Annotated in this window: 16 protein-coding genes and 1 other RNA gene; 4 read left to right on the forward strand and 13 right to left on the reverse strand. The window is 65.2% G+C overall.

Translation table 11 applies throughout. The annotated features are described in order from the left end of the window. Positions 1-18: 18 nt before the first annotated feature. From FWJ47_RS08670 to FWJ47_RS08700, 7 genes are all read right to left on the reverse strand, one after another. Entirely contained in the window at positions 19-1,617 is a 1,599-nt protein-coding gene (locus FWJ47_RS08670) for an ABC-F family ATP-binding cassette domain-containing protein (protein ID WP_147106925.1), read from the reverse strand. Positions 1,618-1,763: 146 nt separating this feature from the next. Further along, a complete protein-coding gene (locus FWJ47_RS08675; RefSeq protein ID WP_147106929.1) occupies positions 1,764-2,090 on the reverse strand; it encodes a metal-sulfur cluster assembly factor in 327 nt (108 codons plus the stop codon). A gap of 76 nt (positions 2,091-2,166) precedes the next feature. Continuing rightward, positions 2,167-2,922: a Fe-S cluster assembly ATPase SufC gene (gene sufC / locus FWJ47_RS08680; RefSeq protein WP_147106932.1), complete on the reverse strand. Its 756-nt coding sequence runs from the start codon at positions 2,920-2,922 to the stop codon at positions 2,167-2,169. Between the two features lie 61 nt (positions 2,923-2,983). Next, on the reverse strand, positions 2,984-4,270 hold the full coding sequence (sufD, locus tag FWJ47_RS08685; RefSeq protein ID WP_147106934.1) for a Fe-S cluster assembly protein SufD: 1,287 nt from the start codon (positions 4,268-4,270) through the stop codon (positions 2,984-2,986). Positions 4,271-4,387: 117 nt separating this feature from the next. Beyond that, the gene (gene sufB / locus FWJ47_RS08690; RefSeq protein ID WP_147106939.1) at positions 4,388-5,866 is read right to left on the reverse strand and encodes a Fe-S cluster assembly protein SufB; all 1,479 of its coding nucleotides are present in this window, start codon (positions 5,864-5,866) and stop codon (positions 4,388-4,390) included. Next, the gene (locus tag FWJ47_RS08695) at positions 5,863-6,795 is read right to left on the reverse strand and encodes a helix-turn-helix transcriptional regulator (RefSeq protein ID WP_147106942.1); all 933 of its coding nucleotides are present in this window, start codon (positions 6,793-6,795) and stop codon (positions 5,863-5,865) included. Before FWJ47_RS08695 ends, sufB begins: the two co-directional genes overlap by 4 nt. A gap of 46 nt (positions 6,796-6,841) precedes the next feature. Beyond that, positions 6,842-7,858: a zinc-binding alcohol dehydrogenase family protein gene (locus tag FWJ47_RS08700; protein WP_147106945.1), complete on the reverse strand. Its 1,017-nt coding sequence runs from the start codon at positions 7,856-7,858 to the stop codon at positions 6,842-6,844. A gap of 282 nt (positions 7,859-8,140) precedes the next feature. On the opposite strand from FWJ47_RS08700, the gene FWJ47_RS08705 reads away from it, so the two are divergent. Further along, positions 8,141-8,584 carry a single-stranded DNA-binding protein gene (locus FWJ47_RS08705; protein ID WP_147106948.1) on the forward strand — a complete coding sequence of 148 codons (444 nt, stop codon included), beginning with the start codon at positions 8,141-8,143 and terminating at the stop codon, positions 8,582-8,584. A 79-nt stretch (positions 8,585-8,663) separates the two neighbouring features. Here FWJ47_RS08705 and ettA read toward each other — a convergent pair whose 3' ends face one another. The 4 genes from ettA to rnpB all read right to left on the reverse strand — a co-directional run bounded on the left by ettA (position 8,664) and on the right by rnpB (position 13,526). Then, positions 8,664-10,346, reverse strand: a complete 1,683-nt coding sequence (gene ettA / locus FWJ47_RS08710; protein WP_147106951.1) for an energy-dependent translational throttle protein EttA — start codon at positions 10,344-10,346, stop codon at positions 8,664-8,666. A 635-nt stretch (positions 10,347-10,981) separates the two neighbouring features. Next, positions 10,982-11,380 carry a hypothetical protein gene (locus tag FWJ47_RS08715; RefSeq protein WP_147106954.1) on the reverse strand — a complete coding sequence of 133 codons (399 nt, stop codon included), beginning with the start codon at positions 11,378-11,380 and terminating at the stop codon, positions 10,982-10,984. A gap of 294 nt (positions 11,381-11,674) precedes the next feature. Next, positions 11,675-13,120, reverse strand: a complete 1,446-nt coding sequence (locus FWJ47_RS08720) for a glyceraldehyde-3-phosphate dehydrogenase (protein WP_147106958.1) — start codon at positions 13,118-13,120, stop codon at positions 11,675-11,677. Positions 13,121-13,177: 57 nt separating this feature from the next. Further along, positions 13,178-13,526: RNase P RNA component class A (rnpB, locus tag FWJ47_RS08725), an RNA gene on the reverse strand. A gap of 42 nt (positions 13,527-13,568) precedes the next feature. On the opposite strand from rnpB, the gene FWJ47_RS08730 reads away from it, so the two are divergent. Then, positions 13,569-14,339: a YaaA family protein gene (locus tag FWJ47_RS08730; protein ID WP_147106961.1), complete on the forward strand. Its 771-nt coding sequence runs from the start codon at positions 13,569-13,571 to the stop codon at positions 14,337-14,339. On the opposite strand, the gene FWJ47_RS08735 is transcribed toward FWJ47_RS08730, so the two are convergent. Further along, positions 14,340-14,789 carry a reverse transcriptase-like protein gene (locus FWJ47_RS08735; protein WP_246126235.1) on the reverse strand — a complete coding sequence of 150 codons (450 nt, stop codon included), beginning with the start codon at positions 14,787-14,789 and terminating at the stop codon, positions 14,340-14,342. A 28-nt stretch (positions 14,790-14,817) separates the two neighbouring features. Then, positions 14,818-15,660, reverse strand: coding sequence for a Nif3-like dinuclear metal center hexameric protein (locus FWJ47_RS08740; RefSeq protein WP_147106968.1), 843 nt, complete (start codon positions 15,658-15,660; stop codon positions 14,818-14,820). A gap of 51 nt (positions 15,661-15,711) precedes the next feature. Between FWJ47_RS08740 and msrA the strand changes: the two genes are divergently transcribed. Together msrA and cysK are read left to right on the forward strand one after the other, a co-directional pair. Continuing rightward, positions 15,712-16,275, forward strand: a complete 564-nt coding sequence (gene msrA / locus FWJ47_RS08745; protein WP_147106971.1) for a peptide-methionine (S)-S-oxide reductase MsrA — start codon at positions 15,712-15,714, stop codon at positions 16,273-16,275. 6 nt (positions 16,276-16,281) lie between these two features. Further along, on the forward strand, positions 16,282-17,214 hold the full coding sequence (gene cysK, locus FWJ47_RS08750; RefSeq protein ID WP_147106974.1) for a cysteine synthase A: 933 nt from the start codon (positions 16,282-16,284) through the stop codon (positions 17,212-17,214).

Consider the following 17,214-nt stretch of genomic DNA (forward strand, 5'->3'; position numbering starts at 1 on the left):
GCCGGCTCGCGACCTCAATCACTCAAGCTGAATGAGGTCCTCGTACTCGGCGGTGTAGAGGTCCTCGACGCCGTCGGGCAGCAGCACCACACGCTCGGGGTCGAGGGCTTCGACGGCACCCGGGTCGTGCGAGATGAGCACGACGGCGCCCTGATAGGTGCGCAGGGCCGCGAGTATCTCTTCGCGGGAGGCCGGGTCCAGGTTGTTGGTGGGCTCGTCGAGCAGCAGGACGTTGGCTCGCGATGCGACCAGGGTGGCCAGGGCGAGCCGGGTCTTCTCACCGCCGGAGAGCACCGATGCCGGCTTGGCAGTGTCGTCCCCGGAGAACAGGAAGGAGCCGAGGATCTTGCGCTGGTCGGTGTCGTTGAGGAACGGGGCGGCTGTCTTCATGTTCTCCAGCACGGAACGTTCGACGTCCAGGGTGTCGTGCTCCTGGGCGAAGTAGCCGAGCTTCAGCCCGTGCCCGGAGATGACCTCCCCGGTGTCCGGCTCGGCGGTCCCGGCGAGCAGACGCATCAGAGTGGTCTTGCCGGCTCCGTTGTAGCCGAGGATGACGACCCGTGAGCCACGGTCAATCGCAAGGTCCACGCCGGTGAAGATCTCCAGGGAGCCGTAGGATTTGGAGAGGCTCTGGGCCATGAGGGGAGTCTTGCCGCAGGCCTGGGGCTCTGGGAACCGGATGTTCGCGACCTTATCGGTGGCCCGCTCCCCCTCCAGTCCGCGCATCATCCGCTCAGCACGCTTGAACATCGACTGTGCGGCGGTGGCCTTGGTGGCGGTGGCCTTCATCTTCTCGGCCTGCTGCCGCAGCTGAGAGGCCTTCTTCTCCGCGTTCGCGTATTCGCGCTTGCGGCGGGACTCGTCCTGCTCCCGCTGGACCAGGTATTTCTTCCAGCCCATGTTGTAGACGTCCACGGTCTGGCGCATGGCGTCGAGGTAGAGGACCTTGTTCACGGTCTCCTCGATGAGGTCGACGTCGTGGGAGATCATCAGAACGCCGCCGGGGAAGGTCTTGATGTGTTCGCGCAGCCAGGCGATGGAGTCGGCGTCGAGGTGGTTGGTCGGCTCGTCCAGCAGGAGGGTCTCCGCTTGGGAGAAGAGGATGCGCGCGAGCTCCACGCGGCGTCGCTGCCCTCCGGAGAGAGTGCGCAGCGGCTGGGTGAGGATCCGCTCCGGCAGGTCGAGGTTGGCGCAGATGGTGGCGGCCTCGGCCTCCGCGGCGTAGCCGCCGCCGGCCTGGAACTCGTCCTCGAGCCGGGAGTACTTCTTCATGGCCTTCTCGCGCACCTCCGGGTCCTCGGAGGCCATGCGCTGCTCGGCCTCGCGCAGTTCGGTGACCACTTGGTCCAGGCCCCGGGCGGAGAGGATGCGTTCCTGGGCGAGCTGGTCCATGTTCTCGACTTTGGGATCCTGGGGCAGGTATCCGATCTCCCCACGTCGATCCACGGCGCCGTCAGTGGGCTGGCCGGCCCCGGCGAGGATCCGGGTCATGGTGGTCTTGCCGGCGCCGTTGCGCCCTACGAGCCCCACTTTGTCCCCGGCGTCGATGCGGAAGGAGACCTCGTCCATGAGCAGGCGGGCGCCTACGCGGAGCTCAAGGTTGGACACGCTGATCACAGGGGATACTCCAAAGGGGTGTTTCGGGTGCGGGAGGGCCGTGCCAGTGTACCGGCCGGGGTCCCGCGGGACAGACGCCTGTGGCCCGACCCCGTATCGGGGGCCGGGCCACAGGCGTCAGGTCAGCTCACTGACTGAGGAGCGGATCAGATGTTGAAGCCGAGTGCTCGCATCTGCTCGCGTCCGTCGTCGGTGATCTTCTCAGGGCCCCACGGGGGCATCCAGACCCAGTTGAGCCGCCACTCGTCGACCATAGTCCCGATGTTCTGGCCGACCTGCTCCTCGAGCACATCGGTCAGCGGGCAGGCCGCAGTGGTGAGGGTCATATCAATGACCAGGGCGTCGTCGTCCTCGTAGCGCAGGCCGTAGAGCAGGCCGAGGTCAACAATGTTGATGCCCAGCTCGGGGTCGATGACCTCCTTGAGCGCCTCCTCGACGTCCTCGAGAGGAGTCTGTGTTGCGGTGTCAGTCATGTACCGCTCCTTTCTCTACGTTCCATCTTGCGCGTCATAACGACGTCGCACAAGAGTTGATTCCTCGGGGGAGGAATCAGACGGCTGCCAGGAACCGATCGTAGCCGTTGGCCTCGAGTTCGTCGGCCAGCTCCGGCCCGCCCTGCTCGGCGACCTTGCCGTCGACGAAGACGTGGACGTAGTCGGGCTTGATGTAGTTGAGGATCCGGGTGTAGTGGGTGATGAGCAGGGTGCCCATGGTGTTCTCCTCGTGGGCGCGGTTCACGCCCTCGGAGACCACGCGCAGCGCGTCGATGTCGAGGCCGGAGTCGGTCTCGTCGAGAATCGCGAACTTGGGCTTGAACAGCTCCAGCTGCAGGATCTCCACACGCTTCTTCTCACCGCCGGAGAAGCCCTCGTTGACGTTCCTGTTGGCGAAGTCGGCGTCGATCTTGAGGTTCTCCATGGCGTCCTTGACCTCTTTGGTCCAGGTGCGCAGCTTGGGAGCCTCGCCCTCGATGGCGGTCTTGGCGGTCCGCAGGAAGTTGGTCATGGTCACACCGGGGACCTCGACGGGGTACTGCATGGCCAGGAACAGGCCGGCCTGTGCGCGCTCGTCGGGGCCCATCTCCAGGACGTCCTCACCGTCGAGGGCGATGGAGCCGGAGGTAACTTCGTATCGCGGGTGGCCGGCGATGGTGGAGGCCAAGGTGGACTTGCCGGAGCCGTTGGGGCCCATGATGGCGTGCTTCTCGCCGGAGGAGATGCTCAGGGTGACGCCCTTCAGGATCTCCTTGGCGCCCTGCTCGGTCTCGATGGAAACGTGGAGGTCCTTGATCTCAAGGGTAGACATGCTGTTCGTGTCCTTTGCTGTGTCTGAGTGAAGTTCTGAAAAGTTCGACGACGGATACGGCTCAGTTGCCGTGGATCTTCAGTTCGTTCTCGAGGTCCTCCTGCAGGGCTTCCTCGATGGCGGGCACCTCGATCTTCTGGATGACTTCGTTGAGGAAGCCGCGGACAACCAGCTGGCGAGCGATGTCCTCGGGGATGCCGCGGGCCATGAGGTAGAAGAGGTGGTTCTCGTCGAACCGGCCGGTGGAGGACGCGTGGCCGGCGCCGTCGATGACTCCGGTCTCGATCTCCAGGTTGGGCACGGAGTCGGCGCGGGCGCCGTCGGTGAGGACGAGGTTCTCGTTCTTCTCGTAGGAGTCGGTGCCCTCGGCTGCCTTGCGGATCAGGACATCGCCGATCCAGACGGTGCGTGCCGTCGCTCCCTGCAGCGCACCCTTGTAGAGCACGTTGGACTTGTTGGAGGGCGAGTTGTGGTCCACGAAGGTCCGGTGCTCGATGTGCTGGCCGGAGTCGGCGAAGTACAGGCCGTACATCTCTGCCTCTGCGCCTTCTGCGGCATAGCGGAAGTTGGTGTTGAGCCGGACGACCTCTCCGCCGAGGGAGACGGCGACGTGCTTGTATTTGGCGTCGCGGCCGACTTCGGCGTCGTGCTGGCCGGTGTGGATGGCGTCGTCGTTCCAGCGCTGCAGGGAGATGATCTTCACGTCTGCGCCGTCGCCGACCTTGATCTCCACGTTGCCGTTGAAGATCGCGGAGCCGCGGTGCTCGATGACGAAGGTTCCCTTGGCGTGGGCGGCGGCCTCGAGCACGATGTGGCTGTTGGCGCGCTTGCCTGCCTCGATTCCGGTGATGTCCACACGGATGGGCTCTTCAGCCTCGGTGTCCGCGGGGATCTGGATGTAGAGGGCCTCCGGGGACTGCTTGGAGGCGATGGCGGCGGCGAGGTCGGCCGGCTGCAGCACGGTGCTGCGGGGGGCGGTGCCCTCGGCCAGGGATGAGACGACCACGCTCTCGGGGGCGGAGATCTGGTAGTCGACGGGTGCGCCGTCGGTCGGAGCGTCTTCGAGGACGGGGGCGAGCTTCTTCAGCGGGGAGAAGCGCCACTCCTCCTCACGGCCGGTGGGCTGGGGGAAGTCAGCGGGGTCGAAGCTCTCGGTGCGTTTGCCGCGGGAGCCGGCGCCGGAGGTGATCTCCTGGTTCTCACCGAGCCCGCCGTGGGTATGCGCGGAGTCGACCTTCTCCTCGGCGAGGTTCTCGCCCTCCTCGGTGAAGCCGGGGATGGCGATGCGGCGTTCGCCGACCTCGACTCCGGCGACCTTCTCCTCCTGCTCGGCAGGGGTATTCGTCATCGTGTTTTCTCTTCCCTCAGGTATGTGTTTGACGCGGTTTCGGGGGTGAGGACTGCGGCCTCTCACAGCTTGTCCGCGGCCTCTGTGCAGAGACCGCGGACAGCGTGTGGGCTGTGATCAGCCGACGGAGCCTTCCATCTGCAGCTCGATCAGCCGGTTGAGCTCCAGTGCGTACTCCATGGGCAGCTCGCGGGCGATCGGCTCGATGAAGCCGCGGACGATCATGGCCATGGCCTCATCCTCGGCCATCCCGCGGGACATCAGGTAGAACAGCTGGTCCTCGGAGACCTTGGAGACGGTGGCCTCGTGCCCGAGGGTGACGTCATCCTCCCGGATGTCGATGTAGGGGTACGTGTCGGTCTTGGAGATGGTGTCGACCAGCAGGGCGTCGCAGACCACCGAGTTGGCGGAGTTCTTCGCCTCGGGGTTGACCTGGACCAGACCGCGGTACGAGGCCCGGCCGCCGGAGCGTGCCACCGACTTGGAGACGATGGAGCTGGAGGTGTTCGGCGCCATGTGGACCATCTTGGAGCCGGTGTCCTGGTGCTGGCCCTCACCGGCAAAGGCCACGGAGAGGGTCTCGCCCTTGGCGTGCTCACCGGTGAGGTAGACGGCGGGGTACTTCATGGTGACCTTGGAGCCGATGTTGCCGTCGATCCACTCCATGGTGCCGCCCTCGTCGACCACCGCGCGCTTGGTGACCAGGTTGTACACGTTGTTGGACCAGTTCTGGATGGTGGTGTACCGGACTCGGGCGTTCTTCTGCACCACGATCTCGACCACTGCGGAGTGCAGGGAGTCGGTGTCGTAGATGGGGGCGGTGCAGCCTTCGATGTAGTGGACGTAGGAGTCCTCGTCGGCGATGATCAGAGTCCGCTCGAACTGGCCCATGTTCTCAGTGTTGATGCGGAAGTAGGCCTGCAGCGGGATCTCGACGTGGACGCCCTTGGGCACGTAGACGAAGGAGCCGCCGGACCACACTGCGGTGTTCAGGGCGGCGAACTTGTTGTCGCCCACGGGGATGACCGAGCCGAAGTACTCCTCGAAGAACTCGGGGTGCTCCTTCAGCGCAGTGTCGGTGTCCATGAAGATGACGCCCTGCTCCTCCAGGTCCTCGCGGATCTGGTGGTAGACGACCTCGGACTCGTACTGAGCGGCCACGCCCGAGACCAGACGGTCGCGCTCGGCCTCCGGGATGCCCAGCTTCTCGTAGGTGTTGCGGATGTCCTCGGGAAGGTCCTCCCAGGTCCGGGCCTGCTTCTCGGTGGAGCGGACGAAGTACTTGATCCGCTCGAAGTCGATCTCCGAGAGGTCCGCACCCCAGGTGGGCAAGGGCTTGCGGTCGAAGTACTTCAGGCCCTTCTGGCGCAGCTTGAGCATCCAGTCGGGCTCGTCCTTCTTGCCGGAGATGTCGGCGACGACGTCGGCGTTGATGCCGCGCTTGGCGTTGGCGCCGGCGGTGTCCTCGTCTGCCCAGCCGTACTCGTAGCCCCTGCCCAGGTCCTTGAGCTCAGGGTTCGACTCGAGAATCTCGGAGATCACTCCGGGGTCTTCGGTGCTCTTGAGGGCCTCTTCAGCCTTCTGAATGTCCGTCATGACAACCTCTCTTGTTGACGCGGGGAGATAACGATTCGCTTCCGGCCGCCCCTGCGGGGTGCGGCGGTGGTCTGTGGTCCCTGTTCTGCGCGGGCTCTGCGCTCAGCGGCGAGCTTCTCGCGTCCGACCGGGACGTGTGTGGTGCATACATGTGCTCCCGCAGCCTGGGTTGAGAGCCGCCGGACATCGACCTCCAGCAGTCGGGAGATCATGGCGGTCTCTTCCTCGCAGAACACCGGATGGGCCGCGGCTATTTCCCGGATGGGGCAGTGACCTTGGCACAGCTGGGTGGACTGCATGGCCAGCAGGGGGTTGTCTCTGCCCACAAGGCGGGTGAAGCCGGCGAACCCGTCGCTGTTGAACAGCTCGGCGAGCTTCTCGGAGCGTTCGTCGAGGTCCTCGAACGGGGTGAGCTGCTCCTGGTAGCGGGCTTCGAACCCTGCGAAGTATTCCTCGGCGAGGGCACGCGCGGCGTGGGCGTCGACGACGTGGGACTGGCGGGAGTCGACGCCGGATTCGTCCACTGGTGCGGCCTCTTCGAGGGTGCCGTCCTGGGGGGCCTCTTCCTCGCCGCTCTCCTCACCCCGGGGCGCGTGCTGTCCGAGGATGTGAAGTGCGGCGCGCACGAGGTTGAGGTAGTCGTCTCCAAGGACATGCTGTCCATGGGAGGAGAGCACATAGCGGCGGGAGGGCCGTCCGGCGCCGCGCTTGGAGCCCTGGACGTTCTTGATCTCGACGATGCCCTGTTCGGTCATGGCGTCGAGGTGCCGGCGGACTGCTGCCGGAGTGAGGCTGAGCTTTGTGCCGAGCTGGGCGGCGGAGATGGGCCCCTCTTCGACGACGAGCTGCAGCACGCGTTCGCGGGTGGAGCCGTCCGCTTCGGGGGCGGTCTCCGCTGCAGTCATCGTGATGCCAGCCTCAGATTGCATGAGTCAATTCTGACCTATTCAGATTTAGGACACCAGCAAGGAGAACCTAACCGGGCTCTGTCGGGCCCGTCCTTCGTGGGTTCTGGGTGAGAACAACTCCTTTGCCCCCGATGACGCCTGCTTCCATATCGTGGTGAGCCTCCTCGATCTGCTCCAGGGCGTAGACACGACCTAGGGGTATGGCTGCCCGTCCTCGGGCGACGGCGTCGAGAAATTCCTGAAGGACAGGCGCGGGCAGGCTGCCGGCATCACCGGAGTAGGCGGTGAGCCGGACTCCGTTGGGCAGCCAGTCCATCGGGTAGAAATCCGGGATCGTCCACTGGTCGGACAGCATGCCGGTAAAACAGGCAGTACCACCGGCGCGGACCGCACGAAGAGTGTCTTTGAGGACGTTGACGCCCACCAGCTCGATCGCGCCGTCAACACCGTCTGGCTCGAGGGCCCGAACCTTGGCGGCGATGTCGCCGTCGTCGATGAGCACATGGTCGACCCCCACGCTCTCGAGCAGTCCACGGTGCCGTTCAGTCCGAGTCGTGGCCCAGACGGTCATCTGTTCTCGTTTGGCCAGCACCGCCGCGGCCAGCCCGATCGAGGAGGTCCCGCCGCGGAGCAGCAGCGACTGACCCGCCCGGGCCTGCAGCCCCATGGTCAGAGAGCCGTAGGCAGTCTGGAGCATCTCCGGCACTGCACCCAGCTGTTCCCAGGGCAGATCACTGACGAAGGCAATAGTCTGCCCTGCGGGCACCAGGACATACTCGGCATAGCCTCCATCGAAGTTTCGGCCCATGCCTCCCATCATCGTGACAACCTGCGCACCCGGCGGCAGCTCACCACCAGGAGCCTCCTCGACCACGCCGGCGGCTTCGATCCCGGGGACTCGGGGAAAGCTGCCGCTGGTGGCCAGTCCCTGCCGGAAATGCTGCTCGGACCTGTTCAGCCCGAATGCCTTGACCCGGATCAGCACCTCTCCGGGCCCCGGGTCGGGACGCGGGATCTCACGGACCTGGAGCGACTGGGGCGGTCCTGGACGATCCAGCACCACCGCCCGCATTGTCGAGCTCATGCTGAGACACCTCACTCTCACACTTCGCTGAAGCCGCAGCGGCAGCGTCACGATGCCAATGACACGGCGGTGATCGCCATGCCCACGTGACCATTCTCGTGACACCGGCTCATTTTTGCACCGGGGCAGAATCCGCCGGTCCGACACCCCGGGTGCTCCTGAGAAGATGCCGGCCCGAGCCGCAGCCCGGCGGTCAGCCGGCAGAGTATCCGCAGCGGCGGTGGAGCACGGCCGGCCGTCGCGGCCACAAGCGACCGGCCGTGGGATCACGGAGATCACACCATGGCAGACACCATCACAGTCCGGGGCAATGCGGGCACGGCCCCGCAGGAGCCGGCGGGAGAGAGCGGCTTCACGAGTTTCCGCCTCGCTTCGACGTTCAGCGTCTTCAGCAGCGGACAGTGGCAGGAGCGGAACACCACCTGGTACACGGTGAAGTGCTGGCAGCGTCTGGCCTCCCACGTTCACGCGTCCATGAGCAAGGGCGACCCTGTGGTGGTGACCGGCAGGCCGCAGCTGCGCACCTGGCAGGCAGACGACGGAAAGACGGGCCAGGAGCTGGAGATCTTCGCCGAGACCATCGGCCACGATCTGGCCCGCGGCACGAGCAGCTTCACCAAGGCACACCCACACAGGGACCAGTCCGCGAACGCACAGACGGAAGCACCTCCCGCTGACAGCGACTGGGATGCCGCGCACCAGCAGCAGGAAGCGCCTCCGTTCTGAGACCGCGGAGGGCTTGAGGCGCAAAGGCCTGGCCGGGGGGTCTCGGGGCGACTATGGGCGCCGCCTCCGAGAAGCCGGCTCAGTCACGGGTCAGGCGGCGGTGAGTCACCCGGCTGGGGCGGGCGGCGTCGGCGCCGAGCCGCTCAACCTTATTCTGCTGGTACGACTCGAAGTTGCCCTCGAACCAGTACCAGCTGGCCGGGTCCGCCTCAGTGCCTTCCCAGGCGAGCACGTGGGTGGCCACACGGTCGAGGAACCACCGGTCGTGAGAGATGACCACGGCACAGCCGGGGAAGTCCAACAGTGCGTTCTCCAGGGACCCGAGGGTCTCCACGTCAAGGTCGTTGGTGGGCTCATCGAGCATCAGGAGGTTGCCGCCCTGCTTGAGCGTGAGGGCGAGGTTAAGGCGGTTGCGCTCACCACCGGAGAGGACTCCGGCCTTCTTCTGCTGGTCCGGACCCTTGAATCCGAAGGTTGAGACGTAGGCGCGGGAGGACATCTCCACCTGTCCGACCTGGATGTAGTCGAGCCCGTCGGAGACGACTTCCCAGAGGGTCTTCTCAGGGTCGATGTTCTCGCGGTTCTGGTCCACGTAGGAGATCTTCACGGAGTCGCCGATGGTGAGGTCTCCGTCATCGTGCTTCTCCAGGCCCACGATGGTCTTGAAGAGCGTGGTCTTGCCGACGCCGTTGGGGCCGATGACCCCGACGATGCCGTTGCGGGGCAGGGAGAAGCTCAGCCCGTCGATGAGGATGCGGTCGCCGAACCCCTTCTTGAGAGCCTCGGCCTCAATGACCTGGGTACCCAGGCGGGGACCCGGCGGGATCTGGATCTCTTCGAGGTCGAGCTTCTTGGTGCGCTCTGCCTCGGCGGCCATCTCCTCGTAGCGCTGCAGACGCGCCTTGGACTTGGTCTGCTTGCCCTTGGCGTTGGAGCGAACCCATTCGAGCTCCTCGGCGAGGCGCTTGGCGAGCTTGGCGTCCTTCTTGCCCTGGACCTCCATGCGCTCACGCTTCTTCTCCAGGTAGGTTGAGTAGTTGCCCTCGTATGGGTAGAGGCGGCCGCGGTCGACTTCACAGATCCATTCGGCGACGTGGTCGAGGAAGTAGCGATCGTGGGTGACGGCAAGGACGGCGCCGGGATAGGTGGCCAGGTGCTGCTCGAGCCACAGAACGGACTCGGCGTCGAGGTGGTTGGTGGGCTCATCGAGCAGCAGCAGATCGGGCTTGGAGAGAAGGAGCTTGCAGAGTGCCACACGGCGACGCTCACCGCCGGAGAGGTGGGTGACGGCCTCGTCGCCGGGAGGGCAGCGCAGGGCGTCCATGGCTTGCTCCAGCTGAGAGTCGAGGTCCCAGGCGTTGGCGGCATCGATGTCGGCCTGCAGGCTGCCCATCTCTTCCATAAGCGCGTCGAAGTCGGCGTCGGGGTTGGCCATCTCCTCGGAGATCCGGTTGTACCGGACGAGCTTCTCGTAGATCTCGCCGACACCTTCCTGGACATTGCCCAGGACGGTCTTGTCTTCGTTGAGCGGGGGCTCCTGCTGGAGGATCCCCACTGAGTATCCGGGTGAGAGCCGGGCCTCACCGTTGGAGGGCTCGTCGAGGCCCGCCATGATCTTCAGGATGGTGGACTTGCCGGCGCCGTTCGGCCCGACGACGCCGATCTTCGCCCCGGGGTAGAAGGACATCGTGACGTCGTCGAGGATGACCTTGTCGCCCACTTTTTTCCGGGCACTGACCATGGTGTAGATGAACTCTGCCATTTATAACGAAACTCCCTATGGATGTTGGCCGGTCCTAATACCGCCACCCTAGTGGAACAGCACCCCTACGGACACATACAATCGCTGCGCCCGGAGATAAGGCGCAGCACGGCCCCTGACCCGCATCTGGACGGTGCGGACATCGGCGCCTCTGGCCGGATACTGGCCGAGTGATCCGCCTCTGCACTTCCCTAGACCGAGCGTCATGAGATCACCGGGAATCACTGTTGCGCAGTGCTGATCGTAGAAAGTTCAGACCCACGACGCGCGACTTTGCCGGAGAATTTTGATGAGTGGCTCCGGGGTATATGTTCTCTCGAAAGGTCCGGATGACGGCGGTCGGTCGGAAGCTAGGTGTAGTTCCTCGACACGTTGTGAACAGTCCATGATTTGAACGGAGACCTCCGATATCGAGGTGGATACCACTACTCACAATCCGATACGGAGGTCGCTGGTCGGTTCGATGGGCCGGGTCCACGCAGGCGGGGACAACGCCGCACGACTGCTATCTCGACCAGCGACCCTGCATATGAATCGTCCTCGAAGTACGTTTCCATCTTCCGGGGCGCGTTTTAAGAGTTACCGCGAAATATAACCCCTTCTTGATATACGTGCTCATGCATCAACGCTTATATCTAAGGGCCTTCGGGCTGTAAGGCTTCAAGACTCCTGGTCGTTTGCTCGCCACCGAGCTCTTCCGCAAGCTCGTCTGTGGTGTCTATGCTGTCCGACCTGATATCCCAGGTGTCCCCTCGGAGATGATGGTTTTCACTATGGCTTGCGTCCTCTGGGGCGACCTCGTCGGTGACAGCGGGGTCCCACGTCGTCAGGGTCAGCCCTTCGGCGCAGGCCAGGATCTCTGCCTGACCGTCCATCACTTGTGCCGAGTTCACTTCAGTGCACTCCACACCGGCCTCCTCAACTGCAACCCGCAATTCTTCTGCCGAGTCGTAGGTCGCCTCAGGGGACGTATCACCACACGCTGAGACGAATAAGAGGGACGAGGCGATGATGGCAGGCACTGATCTGCGCATGATGCTCCTGTGGATATTTTCCTGTGCCAAGCAGACAAATAAAACGAAATGTCAAATTTCTCACGCTGCGATTTGATTTTTTCCTAGGCTATGCGCCTCGACGCGCACCTGGCAATACTTCGGACTCCCTCCGCACTGAAGTCTCCAATCGACCACGTTCGAGCACAGGAGCTTCCGCAAGCGGTGTGGGGTCGATGATGATCGATAGTCGTGCACCGCAGCCTTCGGGTGTCGGGGTCGGTTGCCATGATGTAGTTGTCGATGTAGATCTTCCCTGCCCCGGAGCGGGCAGGATCAGCCGGCGGAGGGGTACTTCGCCGGAGCTGAGGCGGTCATGTGCTCAAGGACGCGAACCACCTGGGCGGAGTAGCCGAACTCGTTGTCATACCAGACGTAGAGGATGGCCTGCTTGCCGTTGGTGATGGTGGCCAGGCCGTCCACGACGCCGGCGGCCCGGGAGCCCACGAAGTCGGTGGAGACCACCTCTGCGGAGTCGATGTAGTCCACTTGGGAGTGCAGGGGGCCTTCCAGGGACTCGCGGCGCAGGAACCTGTTGAGCGAGTCCTTCTCCACCTCCCGGTCCAGCTCCAGATTCAGGACCGCCATGGACACATCCGGGGTGGGCACGCGGATCGCGTTGCCTGAGAGCTTGCCCGCCAGATCCGGAAGCGCCTTGGCCACAGCCTTGGCCGCTCCTGTCTCAGTGAGCACCATGTTCAGGGCGGCGGAGCGTCCGCGCCGCTCTCCCTTGTGGAAGTTGTCGATGAGGTTCTGGTCGTTCGTGTAGGAGTGAACGGTCTCCACGTGGCCGTGGTCGATGCCGTATTCATCGTGCATCAGCTTCACCACCGGGGTGATGGCGTTGGTGGTGCAGCTGGCGGCGCAGAGCAGCTTGTCGTCGTCGGTGATGTCGGTGTGGTTGACGCCGTAGACGATGTTCTTGATGGCACCCTTTCCGGGAGCGGTGAGGAGCACACGGGCGGCACCCTTGGACTGCAGATGCTTGCTCATCCCTTCTTCATCCCGCCAGAGGCCGGTGTTGTCCACGACGACGGCATTGCTGATCCCGTAGGCGGTGTAGTCGACGTCCTCGGGCTGCTGGGCGTAGATCACCTGGATGTAGGTTCCGTTGGCGATGATCGCGCTGTTCTCCTCGTCCACCCGGATCGAGCCGGCGAAGGGGCCATGGACGGAGTCGCGGCGCAGCAGGGAGGCCCGCTTGGCCAGATCGTCTCCCTTGCCCTTGCGGACCACGACGGCGCGCAGCCGAAGGCCGGAGGCGGAGGAGGCGTGACCAACCATGATCCGCGCCAAAAGACGGCCGATCCGGCCGAATCCGTAGAGCACCACATCTGTGGGCTCCGGGCTCCCCTGGCCCTTCTTCCCGACGACGTCGGCGAGCTCCTCCCGCAGGAAAGCCTCCAAGTCCGCACTGCCGGAGGCCTTGTACGCGTTGTTCAGGCGGGCGAGGTCCACGCTCGCTGAGCCCAAGTCAAGACGAACGAGCGTCTGGACCAGCGGGAGCGTCTCAGAGATGGGAAGCTCCTGCTCGTCGACCTGACGGGCGAATCGGTGCGCTTTGAGGATGTCGATCGCCGACTGGTTGACCAGCTGCCGCCCGTAGATGCCGGTGACGACGTTGTTCTCCCGGTAGAGCCGGCCGATGAGCGGAATCATCGCTTCGGCCTGCGCTTCGCGCTGGTTCCAGGAGTCGAGGTGCTCGGTGATGGATGCGGACAATGCAGTTCTCCGTTTCTAGACGCCGTTGTCTATGCCGGGAGAAAGTGTACGCGGTGGAGGGCAGGCCGGCCGGTAAGCCGGGTTCTGTCGTGGACCATCATCCATCTGGGTGCCGCGTTGCCACGGACCTCAAGCGGCCAACCCGGATGCTCGGGCGGGCAGCCCTCAAGCACATCCTGCTCGGCCTTGCTCCGGATGGGGTTTGCCGAGCCGGCCCAGTCGCCTGAGCCGCTGGTGGTCTCTTACACCACCGTTTCACCCTTACCAGACCAAACGGCTGGCGGTCTGCTTTCTGTGGCACTGTCCTGCGGGTTTCCCCGAGTGGGTGTTACCCACCATCCTGCCCTGCGGAGCCCGGACTTTCCTCGACGACGTCGTGCGTCGCCGCGATGGTCTGGCCGGCCTGCCTCAGCCCAAGCCTAACCTGCCGGGTTGCTACCGTATTCCGGTGCTGATCTTCCTTCCGCCCAGTGAGGGCAAAACATCGCCTGCCCACGACGACGGCATGCGCCTGGACCTTGATGCTCTGGGAATGCCGGAGCTCGCCGAGCAGCGCAGCCTTGTCCTGGACGCGCTCACGGAGGCCAGCGGCCGCGAGGACGCCCAGCAGATCCTCAAGGTGGGCGCCAAGGTCATGGCTGAGGTGGAGGCCAACCGCATTCTGCGCGAGGCGCCCACGGCCCCAGCTCACGAAATCTACACCGGGGTGCTCTTCGACGCGCTCGACGCCGGATCGCTGACCTCCGCTGAGCTGAAGCGCGCAGAGGAGCAGGTTCTGATCTTCTCCGGGCTCTTCGGCGCCACCTCCTTCACCGATCGCATCCCCGCCTACCGCTGCTCCATGGATGTGAAGCTGGATCCGCTGGGCAAGCTCGGCACCTGGTGGAAGAATCAGCTCTCCGAGCCTCTGGCGCAGCGCGTGGGCGAGCAGCTCATCGTCGACTGCCGGTCAGCCTCCTACGCGCAGGCGTTCAGACCCGCCCCCGAGCAGACGCTGGTGGTGAACAGCTTCACCGAGCGTGACGGGCACCGAAAGGTGGTCACCCACTTCGCCAAGCACGCCCGCGGCCAGCTCGCCGGGATGCTGCTGCGCGCCGAGGACCAGCCGGAGACGATCGACGACGTCATCGCCGTTGCCTCCCAGCGGTGGGATGCGGAGTTCCGCCCGGCGCGGGGAAAGACCCCCCACCAGCTGGACCTCCTCACATCCGAAGGCTGATCAGACGGGCTGGACGGAGCTTGCGGAGGCGTTCCATTCCGCACCGGCGGCAGAGGCGTCCATGGCTTCGTTGCTCAGGGCGTCGGCATCCGCGTTCTTGGCCCGAGGGATCCACGTGTAGGTGACCTGCATCGGAGACAGGATCCTGGCCGCCTCGGCAGCGAGGCGCTTCATGTCCTCATGCTTGATCCTCCACCGGCCGGACATCTGTTCGACCACCAGCTTGGAGTCCAAGCGTGCCTCCACCTGAGCGGAGGGGTCGATGTTCCGTACGAGCTTGAGGCCTTCGATGAGGCCGGTGTACTCGGCCACGTTGTTGGACGCCTTTCCCAGCGGGAGGGCGGTGGCCGCGAGGACCCGGCCCTGCTGATCACGGACGAGGGCACCTGCACCGGCGATGCCGGGGTTGCCGCGGCTGCCGCCGTCGGCTTCAACAATCAGATCAGTCACGACCGCAAACCCTACCTGGCTGCTGGAACTAGCCCGGGGTGAGCACAAAGTCCCAGGGGTCGGTGTTGATGCCCGAGACGGCGACCTCCACCTCATAGCCGCGGTCGGAGAGGACCCGGTCGAGAGCTTGGGCGGCCGCGGGCAGCCACATCCATTCGGAGGCGAAGTGGGAGACATCGATCAGGTACGGACGGCCGCCGCGAACATTCTCCCGGGCCTCCGATGCCGGGTGATGGCGGAGGTCCCCGGTGATGTAGACGTCGGCACCGGCATGCCGGGCGGCGTCGAGCAGGGAGTCGCCCGCCCCGCCGCAGAGGGCCACACGCTGGACGAATGCGTCGCGGTCCCCGGCGACGCGGACCCCGCCGGCCACCGAGGGAAGAACTCCGAAGACCCGGGATGCGAATTCTCCCAGGGGCATACCCTGCGGCAGGGCCCCGATCCGCCCGAGCCCCTCCTCAGGCAGCCCATCGTCGACGGGCTTCAGCGGCTCGTGATCCTGCAGCCCGAGGAGCTCCGCAAGCACATCATTGACCCCGCCCACCGCTGAGTCACCGTTGGTGTGGGCGGTCAGAAGAGCGCACCCAGATTCGATCAGCCGGTGCACCGCCTCGCCCTTGAACGTGCCGGCCTCCACGCTGGTCACACCGCGCAGCAGCAGCGGGTGATGGGTGATGAGCAGCCCGGCCCCCGCCCCGCAGGCCTCTTCGACCACGGCGGACACGGGATCCACCGCGAAGTGGATCTTCTGCACCGGGGCGTCGCGCCGTCCGGCGACGAGCCCGACCGCGTCCCAGGATTCGGCAAGGGTCCGGGGCCACAGCTCCTCGGCCGCATCGAGCACGTCCTGCAGGCTGGGTGTCGTAGGCATAGGCCCAACTTAGCCCGGAATTTGTGGCAGGCGCGAGAGGTTGCGTGGACCATGACCGATTCGCACCAGCATCAGGGCGCTCTGCGCACGGTGGTTCTGGGCTCTGGGTGCTTCTGGTGCCTGGACTCCCTCGCCCGACGGCTGAAGGGGGTGGAGAGGGTCCGCAGCGTCTACACCGGCGGCACGGGCCCTGCCGTCTATGAGGCCGTCTGCGCAGGCACCACCGGCCACGCGGAAGCCGTGGAGATCACCTTCGACCCTGGGGTCCTCCCGGCCGAAGTGCTCTACGAGGTGTTCTTCTCCACGCACGACCCGACCTCCCTGAACCGCCAGGGCGGCGACGTCGGCCCCCAGTACCGTTCAGTGATGTTCTACGCGGACGACGCCGAGCGCACCGAGCTGGAACAGGCCATCAGTGCCGCGCAGCAGAGCTTCTCCCGCCCCATCGTCACCGTGCTGGAGCCTCTGGGCACAGTGCATGAGGCTGAGCCGGAGCACCAGGACTTCTACGGCCGGCGACCGGGGGTCGGCTACTGCCAGTTCGTGATCGACCCGAAGATCGCCCAGCTGCGCCGCCGCTGGCCTCAGTGGCTGGCCGAAGATACCCCCGCATGAAAGGCTATGAGCATGCTGAACAACATCACCGAAGCCATCGGAAACACTCCTCTGGTCAAACTCAATCGGCTCGACGCCGACCTTCCCGGCAACGTCGCTGTGAAGCTTGAGTTCTACTCCCCCGCATCCTCTGTGAAGGACCGCATCGGCAAGGCCATCATCGACGCCGCCGAGGAGTCGGGCGACCTCCGGCCCGGCGGCACGATCGTCGAGGGCACCTCCGGCAACACCGGCATCGCCCTGGCCATGGTGGGGGCAGCCCGCGGCTACCGGGTGGTGCTGACCATGCCGGAGACCATGTCCACCGAGCGTCGTGTCATGCTGCGCGCCTACGGCGCCGAAATCGTCCTGACCCCCGGCGCCGAGGGAATGCGCGGTGCCGTGGAGCGGGCCAAGCAGATCGTCGAAGAGACCGACAACGCCATCTGGGCCCGCCAGTTCGCCAACGAGGCCAACCCCAAGGTCCACTACGAGACCACCGGCGAGGAGATCTGGAGGGACTCCGAGGGCAAAGTGGACGTTTTCGTGGCCGGCATCGGCACCGGCGGCACCATCACCGGGGCTGGAAGCAAGCTGCGCGAGCACAGCCCTGAGGTGCGCCTGGTCGCCGTCGAGCCCGAGGATTCACCGATCCTCTCCGGCGGCAGCCCCGGACCACACAAGATCCAGGGCATCGGCCCCAACTTTGTGCCCGAGGTGCTGGACACCGACATCTACGACGAGGTGGTGCAGGCCAAGCTGGAGACCTCCATCGAGACCTCGCGGAAGCTCGGCGAGCAGGAGGGCATCCTTGCAGGCATCTCCTCCGGCGCCAACGTGGCCGCAGCCCTTGAGGTCGCGGCCCGCCCGGAGATGAAGGACAAGCTCATCGTCACCGTGGCGGCAGACTTCGGCGAGCGTTACATCTCCACCCTCCTCTACGAAGACATCCGAGGCTGA

Origin of the sequence: Nesterenkonia populi (assembly GCF_007994735.1) — a bacterium.
GTDB lineage: Bacteria > Actinomycetota > Actinomycetes > Actinomycetales > Micrococcaceae > Nesterenkonia > Nesterenkonia populi.